Source organism: Bradyrhizobium sp. CCBAU 21365 (genome assembly GCF_015291305.1).
Classification (GTDB): Bacteria; Pseudomonadota; Alphaproteobacteria; order Rhizobiales; family Xanthobacteraceae; genus Bradyrhizobium; species Bradyrhizobium elkanii.
This window is the reverse complement of record NZ_CP030036.1, coordinates 935825-958150: the sequence shown is the minus strand read 5'-3', so window position 1 is coordinate 958150 and position 22326 is coordinate 935825. Positions and strand designations below refer to the sequence as shown.

Sequence of the window (22326 nt, the reverse complement as noted above, 5' to 3'; positions counted from 1 at the left end):
GGCAGGAAACGGGTTAGTTCAACAAGTATTCAGGCGTCGTAGGAAGCGGGCGTAGAGCGGCGAAAAAATACTTGCTGCGTCGAAGCATGCTGATCGACAGTAAGCGCGAATTTCCCTCCACCTTTTGCTTTTGAGTACTCTGATGCATGAGGTGTCCACCAAAATAGGTGGGCACCTTGTGATGGCAGACGATGATCAGAAATTGCGAGTGAGGCTTGTTGGCCGGAACGGTCGCCGGCGCTACGAGGCGGCATCGAAGGAGCGTCTTGTCGCGACCTGTCTTGAGCCTGGGGTTTCGGTATCGAGACTTGCGCTCGAACACGGGGTCAACGCGAACCTGCTTCGGAAGTGGATCAAGAAGCACACCGCGACCAGGTCTCTGCCGCCATCTTCACCATCGGCGTTCATCCGGGTTCAGCTTGAGGAGACCGCCGATCGAGCCCTGTCGCGACAAGACAGCGTGGCGACGGTTGATTTGCCGGCGACTTGCGATGAAGTGCGCGGGTCGGAACCCAAGGGGACTACAGCTTTTTGTTCTCTAGCTGTGGAATCTCAACAGGTCGTCCTTCGGGAGGCCGAGGCGGCTGATGGGTGGTTTGGCCTGCAGGCTGCCGTGCGGGCGATGCCAGTTGTAGTGATGAAGCCAGATTGGCAGGTTTTTGGCGCGCTGGTCTGAGGTGTCATAGGCGCGAGCGTAGGCCCATTCGCGCAGCACTGTCTGGATGAAGCGTTCGGCCTTGCCGTTTGTTTGCGGTCTGTAGGGTCTGGTGAAGATGTGCTTGAGGCCGAGCTTCCTGCACGCTCTGGCGAAGGCCTTGGCGCGGTAGCAGGAGCCGTTGTCGGTCATGATGCCGGTGACCTTCATGCCGAGGCTGCGGTAGTAAGTGACGGCCTCCTTGAGGAAGGCGATGGCGCTCTCCTTTTTCTGATCCCGCCGGATCTGGGAGAAGGCCAAGCGCGATGCATCGTCGATGGCCACGTGGACGAACTCGTGGCCGGCGCCGCGGCTTCGCCTTTCTGGCGATCGTGTGTGATGCGGTGGCCTGGTCTTACGAACCTGCCGAGCTTCTTGATGTCGATATGGATGAGCTCGCCGGGGTGCTCGCGCTCGTACCGGCGCACCGGCTCGGCGGGCTCCAGATCGCGTATCCGGCTTAATCCCAAGCGGCGAAGGATACGGCTGACGGTGGCCGGTGACACCTCGACCTCGGCAGCAATCTGCTTGCCGGTGTGGCGCTGCCGGCGCAACGTCTCGACGGCGGCGCACGTGGCCGGCGGGGTTTGGCTCGGCGATGAACGAGGTCGCGACGAGCGGTCGCGCAAACCATCCACGCCTTCTGCGCGGAACCGCTTGACCCATTTGGCCACGGTTTTCGGTGTCGTGTTGAACTGATTTGCCGCATCAGCCTGGCTCAGCCCGCCCTCGACCACGCCTCGCACCATCGCCTCTCGACCTTTGAGCGTCAAAGGCGCATTCTTGTGGACGTTCATCTGCCTTGGAACACTGAAGCTTCGCAACCTCAGCTTCCTCGGTTCAGACCAGATGGACAACCTCCTGAGAGACCAAATCTAGCCCAAGTGAGCGCGTCCCTGCCGAACGGCGTGAAGCTTGCGCTGGAATGCGGCGATGTGGATGCATGACGGCGATCATCGGAGCACTGGGCCATGTTCAGACTGGGCGGTGAGCTTCAGGTCTATCTGCACCGTGAGCCGATCGACTTCCGGGCTGGCATCAACAGCCTTGCGGTTCTGGTCCAGGAGACGATGGCGCTCGATCCGTTCGCTCTTGCGGTTTTTGCGTTCTGCAATCGCCGTTGCGACCGGATGAAGCTGCTGTTCTTCGATCGGTCCGGCTTTGTGCTGGTCCTGAAGCGGCTAACCGAGGACAAGTTCCGATGGCCGCGCCGCCAAGAGGCGGTCGTCACGCTGACGACCGAGCAATTGCACTCGATCCTTGACGGCATCGATATCGATGCGATGGTCCGCCATCCGGTGCGGCAATATCAGGTTGCCGGCTGAGCCCCAAAGCCGCCACGGCCTGAACAGCCCAGTATCGCCAGATACGAACGCCATCCGTCAAAAGCCCGCGCGTCAACGTGCGAGGAAAATCGTGCTTACGCTCAATCAACGCCCTTTGCGCGTTCTTTACTGCTTCACCTTTCGAGCCTAGTACCCGGAATCAGAGCTGAGTGATACGGCGGCCTTTGAAACGGCGTTGCCGGACCTTTTTCTTGGTCCAGACGAAGGGCTCGGCTCTGTCGTTGTATGCGTTGACGTAGGCATCGATGTGTTCCTGAAGCTGCTTGAGGCTCGTGAAGGAGGTGCCGCTGAGCGACTGCCCCTGCAAGATGGAAAACCATACTTCGACCTGATTGAGCCATGACGCACTTGTCGGCGTGAAATGAAATTGCACGTTGGGGTGGGCCTTGAGCCAGTCCTCGTTCTTTTTATGGGTGTTGAGGTTGTCGAGGATGACGTGAAGCTTGCGGTTCGGAAAAGTCGCGGTGACGCTGTTCATGAAATCGAGAAACTCGACGCGGCGCCGGCGTTTTGAATGGGTCGCGATGATCTTTCCGGTGGCGACTTCGAGCGCCGCAAACAATGTTGTGGTGCCATGCCGCTTGTAATCGTGGCTTTGGCCGGTTAAGGCGCGGCCATTGGGCAACTTCAGATAACCCTGCGCTCGCTCCAAAGCCTGGATCGAGGGCTTCTCGTCCACGCACAGCACAATGGCCTTCGCCGGCGGCGCGACATAGAGGCCGACAACATCGGCGGCTTTGGCCGTAAAGTTCGGGTCGTTGCTCTCGCACCAGGACTTGCGAGCCACCAGGTCAATCTTGTGGCTGCGCAGGAACCGCCAGACATATTGGACATCGACATCGCCCAGCGCCTCGGCCAGCAGGGGGCCGGTCCAGCGCGCAAACCCTTGCGGTGGCGGCTTATCCAGCAGCTTCAGAATCCGCTTGTCGGTCGTCTTCGTATAAATCGGCTGCTTGCCAGGCCGCGGCTTGTCTTGCAGCCCTTCAAGGCCATGGTCGGCATAGCGATGCCGCCAAAGGCTGACAATCCGCGGCTGGACCCCAACTTCCTTGGCGATCGACCGGGTGCTGCGCCCATCCGCCGCCAACAGAACTATCCGCGCCCGCTTCAAATCGCGCTGCAACGTCACCGGTGAGCGACAGCACGCCTCAAGCACCTTGCGATCTTTCCTCGAAAGGTGGACTTCTCTTGCTTCGGGTATCATCCCGACCTTGAATCACGACTCACGTTCCAAGAAAAGTGGGTACTAGCTCGATGAGTGGCCCGTTCTTTAATCGCGGGCACGGTATCAAGTGGCCGTTCCGTCATGGAGATTGCCAAGCTCCGAGGGGAGAACGACGAGCTCCTGAGGATGGTCCGCCTCGTCACCCTGAAGCTTAACGAGGCCCAAAAAGAGATGAGAGACGCCGGCGTGGCCGCACGCGAGGCGCGCGCAATCGCTCGCCGTTTCAGCCCCTGCGCTGTACTACAAACGCAAGATGCCGGAGCGCGACCATGCGCTCATGCGCTCCGGCGGCAGATCGAGGAATTCTTGCGCGACCCGCTCTCGGCAATGCGCTCCTTGCGCACGGCCGTCCCGCGATCTTCCGCCCCGACAACGGTGCCGAGTACAACGCGAAAGCCGCCCGCGCCTTCCTTGTGTCGCTCAATATCGCCATCTCCCGCTCGAAGAAAGACCGTCACTGGGAGAATGGGTACCGGGAGAGTTTCTACGACAAATTCAAGATCGACCTCGCGATTCCGGTCCGCTTCTCTTCCCTCGGCGAGTTTGTCGCTGAAATCTACAGACAGATTCACTACGACAACAATGATCGCATCCGACAGCGCACGGCGAGCGGCCGGTCGTGCTCGTGGGCATGCCGGGTGCCTGAAACTGGGCGTCTTACGAAACGGCTGCGGCACTCTTCGTCTAAGTCACTGACAAGGCGCAGTCGGTCAGATCGACCACGACGTCGCTCGTGGAGATGACACCTCTCCGATGAGTGATCGCTAGCACAGTCACATCCTCAGCTAGCGTGCGTATATGGTCCATAACGTCCCGTTCGGTTCGTTCGTCGAGCGCGGAGCTAGCCTCGTCGAGAAGAAGGATCGCCGGCTGTCCATAGAGCGCGCGGGCAATAGCAACGCGCTGTCGCTCCCCGCCGGAAAGCTTCAAGCCGCGTTCTCCAACGGTTGTTTCAAATCCTTCCGGTAGCGCCTCAATCAACGGGAGAATAGCGGCTTCTTTCGACGCATCGCGAAGGCGTACCTCGTCGCGGGGCCGTCCTAACAAAATGTTGTCAGCTAGCGGCTCATTGAGCAACATCACCTCCTGCGGCACGAGAGCAACTGCGGCATACCAATCCGCGCGATCGACGCTCGCTATATCCGTTCCATCGACGAGAATTCGGCCGTAGTCGGGCTCAATCGATTTCAGGGCGAGCTTAAAGATCGTGGACTTCCCCGATCCGGTTTCACCGACAAGAAAAGTAATCCCGCCGCGCCCGGCCTTAAACGAGACGTCGGTAACGCCGCGACCGTTGTCGTAGGCATAACCAATGCTCTCGAAAGAGAGCTGGTCAGCGGAGGGCTTGAAATCGTGAGCATGAGATGCTTGCCGCTCTTCTGGTGCGGCCCACAGTCTACCTAGAGGGATGAGGTCGGCTCGCGACCGCGCCACGTCAGAGATCGCCCTCGCGACCGTCTCAAAGGGCATATTGAGCTGAAGCAGAAGCGTATTGAATAGCACCATATCGCCAATGGTGATCGCGCCGGCGTGATATTCAGGTATAAGAAGGAGAAGCGTGACCGCAAATTGCAGCGCGACGGCAAGGCCGAGCACGGCGATGTAGGCCAGTCGTTGCAACACGTAGGCTCGCCAGTTATCACGCACCTCCCGCGCCCTTATCATAAAGCACTCGTTGATCCAGGAGTGACTGCCGAAATGGCGCAACGTGTCCATCGCGTTCATGACGTTGCCGACGAACCGAGCATTCTCCTGTCCGGCTTCGATCGCCGCATCCAGGAGCGCGCGTGCCTGACGCGTGGAACTCCAGGTCAATGCAATCGCGATTGCGGTCTTCTTCACCTCGGTCAATGTGGTGAAGCAGCGCTTGCGCCTGGCCTCGGTCTCGCCCGCGTTGCTCGACATCTATGCCGAGGACGGCATGTCGCTTGAGCAGTTGATGGCCTTCACCGTCACCGCGGATCATGGACGCCAGGAACAGGTCTGGCAGGCCATCTCCGGCTCCTGGCAGAAGGAGCCCTATCAGATCCGCCGCATGCTGACGGAGAAGACGGCGCGCGCCTCCGACCGGAGGGCCGTGTTTGTCGGCCTCGACGCCTACGAGGCGGCTGGCGGTGTGGTGCTGCGCGACCTGTTCCAGTCCGACGACGGCGGTTGGCTCGAGGACGTCGCTCTGCTCGACCGCCTGGTCGCCGAGAAGTTGAAGGCGGAGGCAGAAACGATCGCTGCCGAAGGTTGGAAGTGGATCGAGGTCGCGATCGACTTCCCCTACGGCCACACGCGTGGCTTGCGCGAGCTGGACAGCGTATCCGCCGGTCTCACCGCCGAAGAGCAGGCGACCATCGAGGCGCTCAAGGCCGAATTTGCCAGGCTGGAAGCCGAGCATGACGGCGCGGATGAGCTGCCCGACGAGGTTGACCAGCGACTTGGCGAAATCGAGACGGCTCTCGCCGTCTTTGACGATCGACCCATCAACTATCAGCTTGCCGACATCGCCCGCGCGGGTGTGTTCGTCGGCATCGACGCCGAAGGCACGCTCTTGGTTGATCGCGGTTACGTCCGCCCTGAGGACGAGCTACCCGTGGCCGAGCCAGAGCAGGGCAGCGATGGCGAACCCGCTGCCGCGACCTTCGACGGCGCCGAACCATCAGCGCCGGGAATCCAGCGCGCCGTCATCACCATCGGCGGGCAGCTCGCGGAGGCAGAGGATGAGGATGATGATGCGGTGAAGCCGCTCCCCGATCGCCTGCTGACCGAGCTCACGGCGGAGCGGACTTTGGCGCTGCGCGACAGGCTGGCGATCACGCCTTCGGTCGCCTTCCAGGCGGTGCTGCACAAATTCTGCCTCGACGTCTTCTCCCGCTATTCCTCCTACGGGACGGCGATGGAGGTCTCGGTGCGCAGCGTCAGCTTCCCGGTGCAAGCGCAAGGGCTGAAGGACACGCCAGCGGCCAAGGCGATCGACGCGCGCCACAAGACGTGGGAGGAGCGCCTGCCCAAGGAGAAGACCGAACTCTGGGATTGGCTGACCGGCCTCACCGGCGACGAGCAGGCGGCGCTCTTCGCGCACTGCGCCTCATTCGGCATCAACGCGCTCTACGAGAAGGGCGACCGCTACGGCGGCGGCATCACGCCGCACACCGTCGAGCACCGGATCACTGAGGCCGATCGCATCGCCCGGGCCGTCGACCTCGACATGGTGGAGTCCGGTTGGCGCCCGACCGTCGAGAACTATCTCGGCCGCGTCCCGAAGCTCCGCATCCTGGAAGCGGTGCGGGAGGGGGCCGGCGAGCGGGCCGCGCAGCTCATCGATCATCTGAAGAAGGGCGACATGGCCAAGGAGGCCGAGCGCCTCCTCGCCGAGGCCGGCTGGCTGCCCGAGCCCCTGCGGATGCCCGACGCCCAATTGGCGGCGGCTGTCGATGCTGCGGAGCCCGAGGGCGATGGCGAGGCGCTGCCGGAATTCCTCGCCGGCGACGACGAGGAAACTCCGGCCGATGAAGCAGACGAGTCGCGCATGATCGCGGCCGAATAGCTCGAGCACGCGGGGCGGCTTCGGCCGTCCCGCGTCTTTTCACTGCCATTCACACCAAAGCCTGGCGCGAGCCGGGCTTTTGCATTCTGGAGGCTATCGTGCCCTTCTTCACCATCGAGACGACCTATCATTTGCCGATCTATCGGCAGCGAACCTACGAAGCCGAAACGCTCGACCAAGCCTGCGATCTTGCGATCGCCGACGAGGGCTGGGACGACAACAGGTCGGACGTTGAAACGTCTGGCGATACCTATGTTACCGGTGCCTGGGAAGGCCGCGACGCTGCCTATAGCGGCCCACGCCTGGCGTTTCCCTCACGTTTCGGCGAGCAGGTCCAGCGCAAGGCCGGCCATTTCGAGTTGCTGCTCGGTCTGCTCAAAATACTCATCCACGTTCCGGAGGAAGGCTCAATGGATGTCGAGCTTTGGCGCCGGCGGGCAGACGCCGCCATCGCGAAGGCCGAGGCCATTCTCGCGGGCGAAAATGATCCGATCGAAGGAGCTGCGTCGTGACGAAATACGCCGTCACCGTCGTCGAAGGCGATGCGAGCTACCTCGCGGAAGCGGGCGCCGCTGACGAAGGCCAGGCGTAGCCGTCCTGGCAGTTCGGATACTGACGAACGCTTTGTACACGGCGCGCCGCCAACCCGGTGGGGCGCCGTTTCTCATGTCGGGCACCGCCTTGATGCTGAGAGGGAGAGGACGGCCGGGACGGGTTTGAGCCGGCGCGGTCAGAGAGAGCGCCGATCGGCTCGCCCATTCCCGCTCTCCTGAAGGCTTCCTCCATGAATGACCATTCCCCGATCGCGGCCGACCCGGCCGCTCCGATCTCGCCTGTTCGCGCTCCCGAGGGCGCCAGTATCATCATCGCTGCCGCGAGTCATCTCCTTCCGCATCTCGAGCGTGGCCGACGCATCGACGCCGCGCTTCTCCGCGCCGCAATGGAAGTGGCCTCCGGCGCATCCGATGCGACGGGCGCCTGGGACTGGAAGATGGCCTATGACACTTGTGAGGTCGCCACCGTCCTGTTCTTACGCAAATACGGAAAGGCGCTCTTCCGCAAAGCTGATTCTGCGGCTTCACGACTTTCCGCTTTGGAAAAGATCGCAAGGCTTCTGCCGACCCACACGCGCCGCTCTGCCGAGAGCGAAATCTTCCAGCAATTCTCGACCCCGATTCCGCTCGGCCTGGCTGCGCTGACTGCGGCCGCCATTACTGCGGCGGATCGCGTGCTGGAGCCGTCCGCCGGCACCGGGCTGCTCGCCATCCTCGCCGAGATTGCCGGCAGCGGGCTTGTGCTGAACGAACTGGCCAAGACCCGGGCCGTGTTACTTTCTTCTCTCTTTCCGGCCGTTTCCGTCACGCGCTTCGACGCGGCCCAAATCGACGACCACCTCGATCCCACGGTGGTCCCGAGTTTCGTGCTGATGAACCCGCCGTTCTCGGCGATGGCAAACGTTTCGGGCCGGATGGCCGACACCGCGTACCGTCACATCGCCTCGGCCCTGGCGCGTCTCGCCGATGGCGGCCGGCTGGTCACGATATCAGGCGCAAACGTCTCACCCGAAGCCTCAGCCTGGCATGACGCCTTCGCCCGACTGCAGGAACGCGGCCGCGTGGTGTTCACTGCGGCGATCGCCGGCGCGGTCTATGCCAAGCACGGCACCACGATCGAGACGCGTCTCACCGTCATCGACAAAGTGCCTGCCGCGGATCCGAGCGCGTTCCCGGCGTCGCCGGGAATGGCGCCCGACGTTGCGACACTGCTCCGCTGGATCGGCGAACACGTTCCACCTCGTCTGAGCGTCGCATCGACCGGTGTGCTTCCCGTGTCAGCCTCGCCGGCGCGTCGCACCGTGCGCGGCTATCTCGCGAGCGCCGCTGCACAGCCGGTTAAGGCGTCGGTCGCCGATCCCGAAGCCGTCGACCTCGCTTATGAGGCGACAGATTGGGCGCCGCCCGAGGGCGCGCGCCTCAGCGACGCCATCTACGAAGAATACCGGCTCCAATCGATCCGGATCCACGGTGCGCAGGCGCATCCGACCAAGCTGGTGCAGTCGGCCGCGATGGCCTCGGTCGCGCCGCCGAAGCCGAGCTATCGGCCACGGCTGCCGGCAAACCTCGTCAGCGATGGCATTCTGTCCGACGCCCAGCTTGAGACGGTCATCTATGCTGGCGAGGCGCATGGTAACTATCTCGCTGGCGCCTGGACGGTAGACGAGACCTTCGACCTCGTCGCGGCCGCCCGCGACGACGCACCGAACGCCGTCCGCTTCCGTCGCGGCTTCATGCTCGGTGACGGGACCGGCGCCGGCAAGGGTCGCCAGTCCGCCGGCATCATTCTCGACAACTGGCTCCAGGGCCGGTGCAAGGCGGTCTGGATCTCTAAGTCCGACAAGCTGCTCGAGGACGCGCAGCGCGACTGGTCGGCGCTCGGCATGGAGCGTCTGTTGGTCACGCCGCTCTCGCGCTTCCCTCAAGGGTACGACATCCGGTTGGCCGAGGGCGTCCTATTTTTAACCTACGCTGCGGTCCGACGACCGCGGCGAGAAGCTTTCGCGCGTCCGGCAGATTGTTCAATGGTTGGGCTCCGACTTCGACGGCGTCATCATTTTCGACGAGAGCCATGCCATGCAGAATGCCGGTGGCGGCAAGGGCGAGCGGGGCGATGTCGCGCCCTCGCAGCAGGGGCGTGCAGGCTTGCGTCTTCAGCATGCGCTGCCCAATGCCCGCGTCGTCTATGTCTCGGCGACCGGCGCCACCACCGTCCACAATCTCGCCTACGCCCAGCGCCTCGGGCTGTGGGGCGGCGAGGATTTTCCGTTCGCCACCCGCGCCGAGTTCGTCGAGGCGATCGAGGAGGGCGGGGTCGCTGCGATGGAGGTGCTCTCTCGCGATCTTCGTTCGCTCGGTCTCTACACCGCCCGCTCGCTTTCCTACGACGGCGTCGAGTATGAACTGGTCGAGCACCAGCTCTCCGACGAGCAGCGCCGGATCTATGATGCCTACGCCGCTGCCTTCAGCGTCATCCACAATCACCTCGACGCGGCAATGGAGGCCGCCAACATTACCGGTGAGAACGGCACGCTCAACCGCCAGGCGAAGTCGGCCGCGCGCTCGGCCTTCGAATCGGCCAAGCAGCGATTCTTCGGTCATCTGCTCACCAGCATGAAGACGCCGACCCTGGTCCGCTCCATCGAGCGGGACTTGGCCGAGGGCCATGCCGCGGTGATCCAGATCGTATCGACCGGCGAGGCGCTGATGGAGCGTCGGCTCGCCGAGATTCCACCTGAGGAATGGAACGACGTGCGCGTGGACATCACGCCCCGCGAATACGTGCTGGATTACCTCGCCCATTCCTTCCCGGTGCAGGCCTATGAGCCCTTCACCGACACCGAGGGCAATCTCTCGTCGCGGCCCGTCTTCCGCGACGGCCAGCCGGTCGAGAGCCGCGAGGCCGTCGCCCGCCGCAATGAGCTGATCGAGCGGCTCGCGTCGCTTCCGCCTGTTCCCGGCGCGCTCGACCAGATCGTGCAGCGCTTCGGCACGGACCTCGTGGCGGAAGTGACCGGCCGTTCGCGGCGCGTGGTGCGCAGATGTGACCGCCTTACCGTCGAGCCGTGCAGCTTCCGCCAATCTCGCAGAGACCGCCGCCTTCATGGATGACCTGAAGCGCGTGCGTGTCTTCTCGGAGGCTGGCGGCACAGGCCGCAGCTACCATGCCGAACTCTCGGCGCGGAATCGCCGGCTTCGGGTCCATTATTTGCTCGAGCCGGGCTGGAAGGCCGATGCCGCGATCCAGGGTCTCGGCCGAACGAACCGCACCAACCAGGCGCAGCCGCCTCTATTCCGCCCCATTGCGACCGACGTGAAGGCGGAAAAGCGCTTCCTCTCGACCATCGCGCGCCGGCTCGACACGCTGGGTGCCATCACGCGCGGCCAGCGCCAGACCGGCGGCCAAGGCCTGTTTCGGCCTGAGGACAATCTCGAGAGCCACTACGCCCGCGATGCGCTGCGCCAGCTCTACCTGCTGCTCGTGCGCGGCAAGGTCGAAGGCTGCTCGCTCGAGATGTTCGAGGACGCCACGGGCCTGAAGCTCGTCGACGAAAACGGCATCAAGGACGAGCTACCGCCGATCACGACGTTCCTGAACCGGCTGCTCGCGCTCACGATAGGCCTGCAAGCTTTGCTGTTCACGGCCTTCGAGCAATTGCTGAACGCCAAGGTCGAAGGCGCCATTGCTAGCGGCGTCTACGACATTGGCCTGGAGACGCTACAGGCCGACAGCTTCGTCGTCACCGGTCGGCATCCGATCTACACGCACCCTGCGACCGGCGCGGAAACCCGGCTGCTCACGATCACCGAACGCCGGCGCAACCGTCCCATGACGCTGGATCAAGCGCTCGATTATCTCGCCGATGCTCGGGCGGTGCTGCTGGTCAACGAGCGCTCGGGTCGCGCCGCGGTGCAGATTCCGGCGCCGAGCTTCATGCTCGATGACGGCGAGATCGAAAGTCGGGTGCGGCTGATTCGTCCGATGGAGCACCATCATGCTTCGATGAAGATGATGGACGAGAGCCACTGGCAGCCTACGGATCGCGAGACATTCGCCGCGGCATGGAACGGCGAAGTCGTCGACGTTCCCGAGTTCGCTGAGAGCACGCTCCACATCGTCGCAGGTCTGCTGCTGCCGATCTGGAAGCGGTTGCCGAACGAGTCGACGCGCGTCTATCGGCTCCAGACCGATGCTGGCGAGCGCATCATCGGTCGCAGGGTCTCGCCAGCTTGGGCCGCGAGCGCTTGCATGACCGCGACCTGCAGCTTGACCCCGAACGAAGCCTTCTCGGCGCTGATGGAGGGGCGCACCGTCCTTGAGCTCGCCGAGGATCTGCAGCTCCGTCGTGTCCGCGTGATGGGCGCCCATCGCTTCGAACTGTCCGGCTTTACAGATGTGATGCGTGACCGGTTGCGCGCATACGGCCTCTTCAGCGAAATCATCTCGTGGAAGCTGCGCATGTTCGTGCCATCAGATGCGACCGGCGCCGCCGTGTTGGCAAAGGTGCTCGACCACTATCCGATCGTGCGCATCGGCGAGCGGGAGGCCGCCTGATGGCCCGCGACAACGCCTCCGAACTGGCCCGCCGTCTTGCGCGTGACGCCGAGGCCGTGTGCCGCCATTACCTGTCCAACGGGCGGCGCCAGGGCCGATATTGGACGGTGGGCGACGTCCGCAATACGCCCGGCCGGTCGATGTTCGTCCGGCTCAGCGGACCGGAATCCGGACCCGGCGCCGCTGGGCATTGGCGAGATGCTGCCTCGGCCGAGCATGGCGATCTCCTCGACGTGATCCGCGAGAGCTGCTGTTTCACGAACTTTCGCGACGTCGCCAATGAGGCACGACGCTTTCTGAGCCTGCCGCGTCCAGAACCGGAGCCTGCGCCAAATCGCCTCCGGTCGAGAACGTCGCCCGCGCCCCTCGGATCGCCAGAGGCGGCGCGGCGGCTCTTCGGCGTGTCTCAGTCGATCGCAGGCACACTCGTAGAAGCGTATCTCCGCAATCGCGGCATTACGGCTTTGCACGAAACCGGAAGTCTGCGCTTTCACCCACGTTGCTACTACAGGCCCGACGACCACAGCGCGACCGAGACCTGGCCGGCGATGATCGCCGCCGTCACCGATCTCCGCGGCCACCTGACCGGCGCGCATCGCACCTGGCTTGACCCCGGAGGCTTCAGCGAGACGACGCTCGGCAAGGCGCTGATCGACACGCCGAAACGGGCGATGGGCGACCTGCTTGGTCACGCCGTTCGATTTGGCCTAGCGGGTGAGGTCATGGCGGCCGGCGAGGGCATCGAGACGATGCTGTCGCTCCGCAGCGTGCTGCCGACCATGCCGATGGTCGCGGCCCTATCGGCGGCGCATCTCTCAGCCATCCTTCTCCCGGACACGCTCCGCCGGCTCTACATCGCCCGCGATGACGATCCTGCCGGTGACGGCGCCATGGCGACCTTGATCGATCGGGCGCAGGAGGCCGGGATCGAGGCGATCGTGATCTCGCCACGGCTTGGCGACTTCAACGAGGATCTTCGTCTGCTCGGATTTGACGCCCTTCGGGCCGCGAGCCGCGTGCAGATCGCGGCGCAGGACGTCGCGCGCTTTATCGAGCTGGCGGCATAGCCGGAACGGGGATGAGGTGCGACGCAGCCGCTTCGTTATCGCGAGGCCGGTGGTCCTGCTTCCCCTCGGCGCCGGAGAGGACCGCCCCACGGCCTTCCGAGAGGGCGATCGGGCGGCAAGCGGCCCGGACCGGCAACCTCGTGGACCGACTATTTTCCGTCGGCGGCAGAGCCGCCTTTACATCGCGAGGCAAAATAGTCGGCCCCCTTCGTTCCTCCGCTAACGCTCCGGCCCTCCGCTGCGCTGCGGGTGCAAGTCCGTTCCGCCCGCCGCTTTCGTCGCCATGAAGATCCTATGAGTGGCGACGGCGGTCCGTTTCGATACGATCGGCATTGCCAATCGTCGAAAAGGGAGCGATCAGATGAAATTAAATGGAGATGCTAACAAGACGACGAACAAAGTACTGAACGCAATCTTCGTCTCTGTCGAATTGAGCCGGAAGACTTGGCTCGTCACATCGCTGGTGCCGGGAACGGGGGAGAAGCTGTCACGTCACACAGTGATGGGTGGTGACATTGCGGGGCTTTTGGAACGTCTCGCCCGACTGAAGCAGAAGGCATTGGACAGAACCGACCAATCCTATCCCATCATCGTCATTCAAGAAGCTGGACTCGACGGCTTTTGGGTCCATCGGGTTCTGCAGGCCCAAGGGCACGAGAGCCATATTGTTGACGCCGCCTCGATCGCAGTTTCGCGGCGTCGTCGCCGGATCAAGACAGACCGGCTGGATGGAGAGACCCTCATCCGAGCCTTGCTGGCCTTTGAGCGAGGCGAGCCGCGTGTTTGCTCGATGCTGCGTGTGCCCTCGCCCGACGACGAGGACCGTCGCCGCATAACACGCGAACGCATGGTGCTGATGCAGGAGCGAATCCAGCATAGCAACCGAATCAAGGGCCTTCTCTTCTCGCAGGGCGTCACCGATTACGATCCACTCCGGCGTGGTCGGCGCGAGCGGTTCGAGGCTGTGCGAACCGGTGATGGACGAGATCTCCCGCAGCATATGAAGCGCCAGTTCGACCGGGATCAAGGAATCGGAAAGTCCGGAAACACGCGCCTGCGCTCCACACTGCTGGAGATGGCTTGGCTTTGGTTGCGTCATCAGCCCGGCTCGGCGCTCAGCCGATGGTTCAACGAGCGTGTCGCCCAGAATGGCGGCCGCTTCAAGAAAGTCATGATCACGGCATTGGCGCGCAAGCTCATCGTGGCTCTGTGGAAATACGTTAGCGCCGGAGTTGTGATCGAAGGCGCCATCGTTCGGCCATGACAACATCGCTTCCCAGTTCGGTCCGGGCCTAATCAGCTCGCCCGGAACCAGGGTGGACGACCGGATCGCGGCTTGGCTCGCACGCCGTCACGAAGAATGGTCTCGTCCTCTTGAGCCTTTGCCGCCGTAGGCGGGATTTTGGTGCGGCCGCATGCGCGGCGACCGGATGTGAGGTTGATACGTGCATTGGCGCGGATCAGCAGATCGGCTCAGACCTTGGGTTCGAGAGCGGGAAGCAGGCCGGTAAGGGGCAGCGCCGACGATATCGAGGTGCGCCCAATGCCAGCGTCGTTCTCGGCAGACTTGCCGACGAAGCCACCGTGCGGCCTCTCTCTTGGCTGGTCTGGCGCTGTCCGGCCTATGCCAGCAACGGCTTCGCCGACCTTCTTCCCCGGCGTGTGCCACGCCTTCCTCGCGAGACAAGAAGCTCGGCTATCGCCGTCCTCCGCTGTGCTGCGGCCCTCCGGGTGCAAGCCGGCCGTCCATCGCCTCTCGACCGCCATCGAGACCGCATCGGGTGGCTTCGAGGAACAGTCAGGAGAAACGAAAATGGCTCAGATCGGTACGTTCAATCACGGCGAAGATGGCTCCTACACCGGCACCAAGCGTCCGATTTGTACTCCACAATAATCTCGAGTTCACCACCGCTCATTCTTGCCTTGACCAAACAACTCTCATGTGAGGCCGCGATGGGCGCGGTCGATCCGACCAGGGAAAGCCGCAATGACCACCGACCACGACGACGATCTCGAGCCGCACCAAAGCTCATCCCCAACCGACCAAGTGCTCCAGGAACTCCAGCTCTTTGGCTACCGTCCCTTCCACGATGAGCCCGATCCCCGGCGGCTCCCTGAAGCGCGAGTCCTCGCCGGCAGCATCGTCGACATCTTCGATGCCCTCGTGGTGGAGCTGTCCGATACCCGTCTTGAGCCCGACCTCGAGGACCTGCTCTGGTCGACGGTGAACGTCTTCCACCGCGCCAGCGACAGGATCGAACGAGAGCTCGACGGCAATGAACTGGCCCAGCAGCGCTCCCAGCGCGAACAGGACGGCAGCGAGGTGAAATCCGTCGAATTGGAGCGCCTGACGGCGGAAGGTCAAACACTGATCGAGCGACGCAACGCCTTCGAGCTGATGCGCGACCAGGCCGCCGACGAGTTCGAACGCCACACCCATTCCGTCTGGCGGCCGCGCAACGGGTCGAGGGTCAACCACCGCAATCTGACCTCCGCGATGATCGACAGCCGCGACTTCCTGGTCGCGAAGAAGCGCGCCGACAATCAGGTGCTCATGCCGCCCGGACCGAAAGTCGCGCTGACCGGTGGTCTCGACTTCAACGATCACCGGTTGATCTGGGCCAAGCTGGACCAGGTGCACGCCAAGCATGCGGACATGGTGTTGCTGCACGGCGGATCCCCCAAGGGCGCCGAGTTGATCGCCGCCAAGTGGGCCGGCAATCGCAAGGTTCCGCAGATCGCCTTCAAGCCCGACTGGACGAAGCATGCCAAGGCCGCGCCGTTCAAGCGCAACGATGCGATGCTGGAGACGCTACCCATCGGCGTGATTCACTTCCCCGGTACCGGTATCCAGGACAATCTGGCCGACAAGGCGAAGAAGCTCGGCATCCCGGTCTGGAGGTTTGGCGGCGCGTAAGCGCTGCCGCAAACACTAACGGCTAGAAGCCTGCGGCTCGCTCAATGCGGCTGATTGTGCGATTTGAGCTGCGGCCCCGACGCGTCGGCCGCAGCCTTGCACCGGGTTTGCTCGGATCTTCGTTCAGATCACAATTTCGAGCAAGGCCCCCACTCTCGTCCCCGCGCGCGGCCTTGATCACCTCTCCGACGTCGAGGGCGGTGTTGGTAATTGTCCATCCTTGCAGAGCGGAGGTCTGCCGTACCTCCTCATCGCTCGCGGCGAGGATTTCCTCGCTCAGCGCTCCGAGCAGGCGGGCCAGATCGAGACTGGGGTGCTAGCGTGTCACTTACTCCAGTTTTGTTGATGGCGCAGCAGGGTGCGCCGCATCCGCCGTCGCGTCGTGTCGTAGTCGAGCTCGGACATATCATGGACCTTGCAGATTTCTCTGGCCGTCAGGCCATCGGCCATGCCCGCAATGATCTTCAGCGCCCGGGGATCGGCTTCGAACAGCCGATAGACGTTGGCCAACTTCTGGGCGGCGGCCAGGATCCGCTCCGGATCGGGCTCCTCATCGGCCTCGTCACCGGGCCAGCTTCTCTGGTCCGGATCATCTCGGCTCACAAGCAGCCTTTGCTCGAGCCGCGCACGCCGCCAATGGTCGTTGCAGATACTGCGCATGACACCCGACAGAAACGCAAGAATGGGTACGTCTGGCGGCCAGGGGCGCGAGCCGTCGAGAACGCGTGCGATCGCCTCGTGGAGGATGTCGTTCCAGCCAACTCCTCCCGGCAGCATGCGTGTTTTTGTTGAGGCTCGCACAATCGTGACGACCTCGAGGCTGCAGTCGTAGGCGGGAAGTCAGCTACCGTAAGAATCGCAATTCCTGAATAATATCAGGGCAAGCCTCACAAATCCGAGGCTCTCTTTTTGCCGCGGTAATTGCCTATGGTGTTCGGAGACGGTGACCCCGATTGCGCTGCGGATCTGGCGCATCGATTTGTGGACGGCATCGAGGAAGGCTCGACTGGCGTTCTCCATCAACGATCTGCGACCTGAACCGCGTGCGGCAGGGCCTTTGCCGCAGCTTCGCCATATCCCCCGCCGCGATCGCGATCGTGGGATGAGGGCGAGCCGGGCTTGGATCCGGCAGCAGGGTGACGATCCGGTGCCTTTCCAGGTTACAGATGATGCTGGCGTATCAGGTCGCGAGATCTTGAGTGGCGATCATCCACTGCTCGGCGTGATATCCCCGCTGCTGTTGATCCACAAGATCGACGACGAAGTCCGCGGACTGGCAAAACTGGACGAGACCGCACGCCGCCTGATGACGGTTCCTGGTGTCGGCGTGGTGACGGCCTTAAAGATCCGACATACGATTGATGACCCATCCCACCTTCGATCGGCATCAGCCGTCGGCGCTTATCTGGACCTTACACCGCGGCGCAGTCAGCCCGGCGCAACCATTGGCAAGATCTCTCGATGGGGTGGCCGGCTTCCCCGAACCTACTTGTTTGAAGCCGCGGCCGTCCTGCTTTATCGAACGAAGAAATGGTCCTCCCTCAACGCCTGGGGCATGAAGCTCGCAAAGCGGATCGGCATGAGGAAGGCAAAGGTCGCCATTGCGCGGAAGATCGCCATAGTTCTTCACTGCATCTGGGTCAATGGCACATCGTTCGACTGGGGTCAGGCGAAGGAAGCCTGACCCGGTTTGTCAGCTCCTGGTACGGTCCGCCGAACTAGCGATGTCCCGCTGGGACGGTGCTTGTGACGACCTCGTTCATTCATTCGGCTGGTGGCGGCTCGACCGTACTCCGCTGCAGACGTTGAGGCGTCCGCCCCGGACCTCATCATGAGGTGCTGCGCGACCTCGGAAAGGACCATGATCTCAGCGATGGCATCCGCAGGTCCAGGGCGCGTGCAATGCTTGGCCGACGATCATGTATCAGCTGCGCTCGCACCATCTCCACAACCCCGGCCAACGGCGCGAGCGCTACCGTCGTGCCGCAGGCGAATCCAGAAGGATTGCTTGACATTGAACTGCAAATTAAAGGGCCGAATGATAGTATTGCGCTAGGAAGCCGTCGATAGCACTGGGGGCCGGCGCGCCTGCCAGCCTTACTTACCTGGCATAGAGAACTCGTCCCGACCGGTGAGCCGCTTCTCGTAAAAGATCACCGCATATCCGTCCAGTATCCCTTCTCTGCGGCGAACATAGCCAGTGCTCTCATAGAGTCTTTGAGCCCCTACCTGGATCGTTGTCGTGTCGAGCACGATCTGCTTGAATTCCAGCGCAACGGCTCGCGATTCCAACTCACGAAGAATCCGTCTTCCAAGCCCCCGTCGTTGAAAGGAGGGATGGACCCGCATGCGCTTCAATTCTACGACGTCATTGTCAAGCGGTTTCAAGCCACCCATGGCAGCGAAATCGGAACCGATATGCGCAACCATGAAGTCGCCGCCTGACTTGATGTAGACCTCCCCGATATTCCGTAGATCATCGCCCCATGTCCCTTCCGGACTACATACACCAACATCCTGCGACGCGGTTGTATGCAGATGCCAGACATTATCGGTGTCCGCTGGCGCGAACCGACGAAAGATCACTTCGTCCTTAGACATCTATGATACTTTATCCTTTGGCATCGGACGCCGGTGCTCCGACACGATCCCGGGTTCTTCCGAGCAGATACTAATCCTCGGCCTACGGAGGCAGTGTCAATAGCCGCTGGCAAAGCACGACCTCAATACTCTCCGACGCCTCAACTCCGACAAGTGGTCGACCTGGCTCAACCGTGTGCTTCAGGGCCGCACGACGATGCATCCGGGTAAATCGGTCCAGCGCGCAAACACAGGCCTCGTGTAGTCTCTCGATTTCACGGCCGCCGCGCTCGACCACGGGCGAAATGGTTGCAGACCTTGGAAAGTCCGCTTTCCCTTCGAGCCAGGCTGGCTTGAGCCATGCATCCCTGTTGTCTGGCGACAGCCAACAGAACACCTTGCCAATGCTCGTCTGCGGATAGTATTCGGACAGCCGATATAGATCCCAATAAAATTGAGGTTTTTGACGAAATAGCTCTTCGCCGACCAGCAAAACCGAGACCGCGACAACGCGAGCCGAGAAACGGCCGCTTGGACCAAGCGTATTCCTATAAGGATTTTTTCCGTAGAACGCGCGAAACTGGCTGAACAGTTCTGGCGACATATGGTCCTCGAAACGCGTCAAAACATCTTGTGCGGACTCAAGCCGCGCCACGCATTGCGTAAGACATCGAGAAGCATCCGCGCCACCTAAGTCTCGCAAGTCGAGCAGCGCATCCATTGCTGACTGCAATTCGCTCTCGATCAGTTGATGGCCGGCGCAAAAATCACGCTCCTCGACGCCAACTGCGCCAAGGCAATACAGGCGGGGGTCGCTCTGTACCGGATTCGTAAGGATCATGTCTTCGTAGGAGAGGACACCAACGCTAGGCTGACGCTGGCACGTCAAGCTCGCCAGGCGGCTTAATTCCGCTCCCACGGTCAATTCGGCGTCAGAAGGATCGAGGCCGGCAAAGGCCGACATCTGATAAGTGCAATTGACGAGATACTGGATGTCTGTTTTGGCTATTTCGAAATCGCACTGCGGCAGCCTCAACAGCAGCCCGCTGTAGTCTGCCTCACCAATCATTGCGTTGACGCTACGCCCGAACGCCTTTATCGCTCCATTTGGTCGTTCACTACGTTGGATCTCCGCAACACAATGCGGCAGTTGTTCGACGGTAAAGTTGCTCACTGGTCCAAGCGGACGCTTTCGTTCACTTCGATCAATGCTATCAGTTAGATGAGAAAAAATGTCCTCCGAACGGTTGGGCGACCGTTCAGGGGCGACTGGCGAACCACTATCGACCGCAGTCGGGCGCACCACCGATGTCATTGAAAGACCTCTTTCATCTGAACACTTGAGCCGTATCTCGCCGCCGGCGAGTAATCATGTTTTTCGATAAGATCCGTTCGTTTGTCTGCTATCCGACCGTCATTGTATGCGACCTGCTCAAGCACATTATTCGAGAAGAACAGCAGTGACACTGCACCCGAATTGATAGTGCCGGCATCAGTTAACGAAAGGACGCCATCCTTCGAAATGCAGATGAGTCCTGCCTCCTTCAAGGCCCTTAGCTCGCGAGCAAAGTATACTTCAAGGGATACGCCAAATTCCCGTTCGAAGCGGGAGAGCAACACGCCGCTGCTTCGCAGGGCGAACATTAACGTCCTGCGCATGAGATCATCCTGCGATAGGACGACGCCTTTCCACACCGGTTTCTCGCCCGCTTCGACCCTGGACAAGTAGCGATCCAAATCCACTTCGTTGTAGAACTGACACTCGCTCATGAAACCAAATCCGCTGACCCCAAACGGGACCAGATTATTATCGTTCCAGGAATCGTATTTTCGGGCTTGTTGAAAGGAGTGCGGTTGCGACATCTTAGTCCAATAGAAAATCGGTCCATGGCGGTAGCCGAGACTCGTGAGCATATGCTCGGCCATAAAATGCATCATGACGCGCTCCTTCGCCCCGGCGAATTGATATCGTCCGCGCGCCAAGTGACGAGCTATGGGGTCGGTCGATTTGAACATCAATGGAAATATATTGAACTTTTCAACTTCCATATCGAGGAGGCCGATCAGAGAGCCGTACCAGCTCCGGAGCGTCTGCTGCGGCAATCCGTACATCAGGTCGAGCGACAGGTTCTCGACACCCATCCCCTTCAGCAACTTTACGGTTTGCATCACCTCGTCCACACCATGCCCGCGGTTGAGTATCCGCAAAATATCTCGATCTAGAGTCTGAACACCCAGCACGAAGCGGTTTACGCCGCCTTTAAGGAGAGTAGATATGCGATCGGCAGCGTCTGCCTGCTTGGCAAGAGACGGATGTAACTCGAAACTCACCTCCGAATTGGACAAGTCAAAGCGCTTCCCAATCATACCGAACAATGCTTTGAGCTGATTGTTCGTCAAGAATGAGGGAGTGCCGCCTCCAATGAAGGCTGTCTCAATTGCGCTGCCGGCCAGCGCCGCGTCTGACCAACTCATCTCCTTATCCAGGGCCGCCAAGTAGCGTTCGACTCGTCGGGGAGGAGGATTGATCTCCTTGCCGAAGTGGCAAAAGGTGCAGTTCTGATGACAGAAGGGGATGTGGAAATAGAGGTCAATCGACGGCGCAATGCGATCCAACAATATGTCTGGATTGATCTCCCCCATGGCCTTAAGGGGGGGGATATGTGCCGACCAGGTAATCGTTAAACGTGTCGAGGTGCAAATTGCGCGACCTTAACATGTCAATGTTGATGTCGTACGAGCGGTCGATCGCGAATTCCAGGGCCTCGGAATAGGTCGGCGTACTCATCTTTCGTGCTCCTTAGGATTTTGCGTTAAGGCAAAGGTGCGATGGCAGTTCTGTTCGTTCGGCGACGACGTAAGGATGTCGCTGTCGGTGCGAACATTGTGCGCGCGGCGGCGCCGACGGGCGCGAGCATTCGTCGAGAGAATGATGCGCTCCCCACAGACGTGTTGGAAGCGGAGGTGGTCTCGGCGAATTCGCTCCGAGCCACGAAGCTTTCGCGCGACCTCCCTTCGCTCCTTTCTCCGCAGCCGCCACTTTCGCAGGGCGCCAAACCTCGTTTGCCTCTTGGGCGATGCCGAGATTGCCCCTGCAGGATCCTCCGCATGCCGCATGACAGCTCCAGCCAGCCACACTGGTTCGGGCCTGCTCGGGACTAATTGAGCCGAATGGTAGGTCGATCCGATCGTCTTGAGCGTCAGCCAATTTGGATGACGGCAACGACTCCGGCGTTGCGCCCGGCAAAGTTCGGGCCGCCCCCAACTCCACGTTGTCGCGGCAATTGCACTTATTCTGATCAGTCGAGCAAGTCTCATCTAAATCCCTGGGCCGACGACGGAGAGACCGCCACGGTCGGGCGGATCGGTCACCGTGTTCCAGCAAGCGACGTGCCATCAAAGATGGGCAACGCTTGCTTGAAAACAGGCGCAAACACGCGCTCCGGACCGCGAGGAGGTGAGGCTTGCGCTTCGGTGTCCAGTCTCGAACAAAAGAGCTTGAACCAGACACACCTGTGCAGCGCCTATCGTGACTGACGGCGACTAGTCTCTCTCAATCCGACGGTCGCCATCTTCAAGGAAGGCAGCGACGACGACGAAGAGGAATTCAGGCACGTAACTTGCGCGGTTGCGGCCACCGATCCGTTGGCAGCCGGGAAGTTGACCATGAAAGACTGCGGCGCCAAGGCTGCAACCCTAAACTGCCCGATCGAAGAGGAACAGTTGCAAAGGCTCGGCTTGGGCCCGATGAGCTGATAGCTATACAGGATGACGAGATCGCTCCAATCATCCCCTGACCCGGACGCCACTAAGCGCTGCACGGCGGCATCGCGGTGGGCCTCGTGGAATCGCC

General features: G+C 61.7%; 15 protein-coding genes and 5 pseudogenes. 11 read left to right on the top strand and 9 right to left on the bottom strand.

All coding sequences use genetic code 11. From position 1 onward, the window contains the following. Nucleotides 1-181 precede the first annotated feature (181 nt). Nucleotides 182-419 (top strand): annotated as a pseudogene (locus tag XI02_RS04390) (transposase); the annotation flags it as partial. A 119-nt stretch (nt 420-538) separates the two neighbouring features. Here XI02_RS04390 and XI02_RS04385 read toward each other — a convergent pair. Further along, nucleotides 539-1491: pseudogene (locus XI02_RS04385) on the bottom strand (IS481 family transposase). A gap of 78 nt (nt 1492-1569) precedes the next feature. On the opposite strand from XI02_RS04385, the pseudogene XI02_RS45055 reads away from it, so the two are divergent. Continuing rightward, a pseudogene (locus XI02_RS45055) lies at nt 1570-1685 on the top strand (IS66 family insertion sequence element accessory protein TnpB); the annotation flags it as partial. Beyond that, complete coding sequence (tnpB, locus tag XI02_RS04380; RefSeq protein ID WP_011091000.1) at nt 1666-2019, top strand: IS66 family insertion sequence element accessory protein TnpB; 354 nt, start codon at nt 1666-1668, stop codon at nt 2017-2019. The pseudogene XI02_RS45055 and the gene tnpB, both read left to right, overlap by 20 nt. 160 nt (nt 2020-2179) lie before the next feature. Here the strand turns inward: tnpB and XI02_RS04375 are convergent, their stop codons facing one another. From XI02_RS04375 to XI02_RS04365, 3 genes are all read right to left on the bottom strand, one after another. Then, the gene (locus XI02_RS04375; RefSeq protein WP_011084514.1) at nt 2180-3244 is read right to left on the bottom strand and encodes an IS630-like element ISRj1 family transposase; all 1065 of its coding nucleotides are present in this window, start codon (nt 3242-3244) and stop codon (nt 2180-2182) included. A 296-nt stretch (nt 3245-3540) separates the two neighbouring features. Next, nucleotides 3541-3942, bottom strand: a complete 402-nt coding sequence (locus tag XI02_RS04370) for a hypothetical protein (RefSeq protein ID WP_011091001.1) — start codon at nt 3940-3942, stop codon at nt 3541-3543. A gap of 7 nt (nt 3943-3949) precedes the next feature. Then, nucleotides 3950-5107: an ABC transporter ATP-binding protein gene (locus XI02_RS04365; protein ID WP_223153799.1), complete on the bottom strand. Its 1158-nt coding sequence runs from the start codon at nt 5105-5107 to the stop codon at nt 3950-3952. Here XI02_RS04365 and XI02_RS04360 point away from each other — a divergent pair. The 7 genes and pseudogenes from XI02_RS04360 (at nt 5064) to XI02_RS04330 (ending at nt 15893) form a co-directional block, all read left to right on the top strand. Further along, nucleotides 5064-6800 (top strand): hypothetical protein, encoded by a 1737-nt coding sequence (locus XI02_RS04360; protein WP_011091003.1) that lies wholly within the window; start codon nt 5064-5066, stop codon nt 6798-6800. The two genes, XI02_RS04365 and XI02_RS04360, sit on opposite strands and share 44 nt — an antisense overlap. A 98-nt stretch (nt 6801-6898) precedes the next feature. Further along, the gene (locus XI02_RS04355) at nt 6899-7312 is read left to right on the top strand and encodes a hypothetical protein (protein WP_011091004.1); all 414 of its coding nucleotides are present in this window, start codon (nt 6899-6901) and stop codon (nt 7310-7312) included. A gap of 272 nt (nt 7313-7584) precedes the next feature. Next, nucleotides 7585-10465, top strand: a pseudogene (locus XI02_RS45050) (strawberry notch-like NTP hydrolase domain-containing protein). Further along, nucleotides 10398-11909 (top strand): strawberry notch C-terminal domain-containing protein, encoded by a 1512-nt coding sequence (locus tag XI02_RS46215; RefSeq protein ID WP_371814032.1) that lies wholly within the window; start codon nt 10398-10400, stop codon nt 11907-11909. Before XI02_RS45050 ends, XI02_RS46215 begins: the two are co-directional and overlap by 68 nt. Further along, nucleotides 11909-12976, top strand: a complete 1068-nt coding sequence (locus XI02_RS04340; protein WP_011091007.1) for a toprim domain-containing protein — start codon at nt 11909-11911, stop codon at nt 12974-12976. The genes XI02_RS46215 and XI02_RS04340 overlap by 1 nt, the downstream gene beginning before the upstream one ends. A 361-nt stretch (nt 12977-13337) precedes the next feature. Continuing rightward, the gene (locus XI02_RS04335) at nt 13338-14240 is read left to right on the top strand and encodes a transposase (protein ID WP_018646331.1); all 903 of its coding nucleotides are present in this window, start codon (nt 13338-13340) and stop codon (nt 14238-14240) included. Nucleotides 14241-14963: 723 nt separating this feature from the next. Then, nucleotides 14964-15893 (top strand): DUF2493 domain-containing protein, encoded by a 930-nt coding sequence (locus XI02_RS04330; RefSeq protein WP_011091010.1) that lies wholly within the window; start codon nt 14964-14966, stop codon nt 15891-15893. 324 nt (nt 15894-16217) lie between these two features. On the opposite strand, the gene XI02_RS04325 is transcribed toward XI02_RS04330, so the two are convergent. Continuing rightward, the gene (locus XI02_RS04325) at nt 16218-16670 is read right to left on the bottom strand and encodes an RNA polymerase sigma factor (protein WP_018646330.1); all 453 of its coding nucleotides are present in this window, start codon (nt 16668-16670) and stop codon (nt 16218-16220) included. Between the two features lie 174 nt (nt 16671-16844). Next, nucleotides 16845-17073, bottom strand: a pseudogene (locus XI02_RS45045) (ISL3 family transposase); the annotation flags it as partial. A 126-nt stretch (nt 17074-17199) separates the two neighbouring features. Between XI02_RS45045 and XI02_RS45040 the strand changes: the two are divergent. Then, complete coding sequence (locus XI02_RS45040; protein ID WP_223154118.1) at nt 17200-17577, top strand: transposase; 378 nt, start codon at nt 17200-17202, stop codon at nt 17575-17577. A 413-nt stretch (nt 17578-17990) separates the two neighbouring features. Here XI02_RS45040 and XI02_RS04315 read toward each other — a convergent pair whose 3' ends face one another. The 3 genes from XI02_RS04315 to XI02_RS04305 all read right to left on the bottom strand — a co-directional run bounded on the left by XI02_RS04315 (nt 17991) and on the right by XI02_RS04305 (nt 21116). Further along, nucleotides 17991-18494, bottom strand: coding sequence for a GNAT family N-acetyltransferase (locus XI02_RS04315; protein ID WP_011091014.1), 504 nt, complete (start codon nt 18492-18494; stop codon nt 17991-17993). A gap of 82 nt (nt 18495-18576) precedes the next feature. Further along, the gene (locus XI02_RS04310; RefSeq protein ID WP_011091015.1) at nt 18577-19788 is read right to left on the bottom strand and encodes a hypothetical protein; all 1212 of its coding nucleotides are present in this window, start codon (nt 19786-19788) and stop codon (nt 18577-18579) included. Beyond that, a complete protein-coding gene (locus tag XI02_RS04305; RefSeq protein WP_011091016.1) occupies nt 19785-21116 on the bottom strand; it encodes a coproporphyrinogen-III oxidase family protein in 1332 nt (443 codons plus the stop codon). Before XI02_RS04305 ends, XI02_RS04310 begins: the two co-directional genes overlap by 4 nt. Between the last annotated feature and the right edge of the window lie 1210 nt (nt 21117-22326).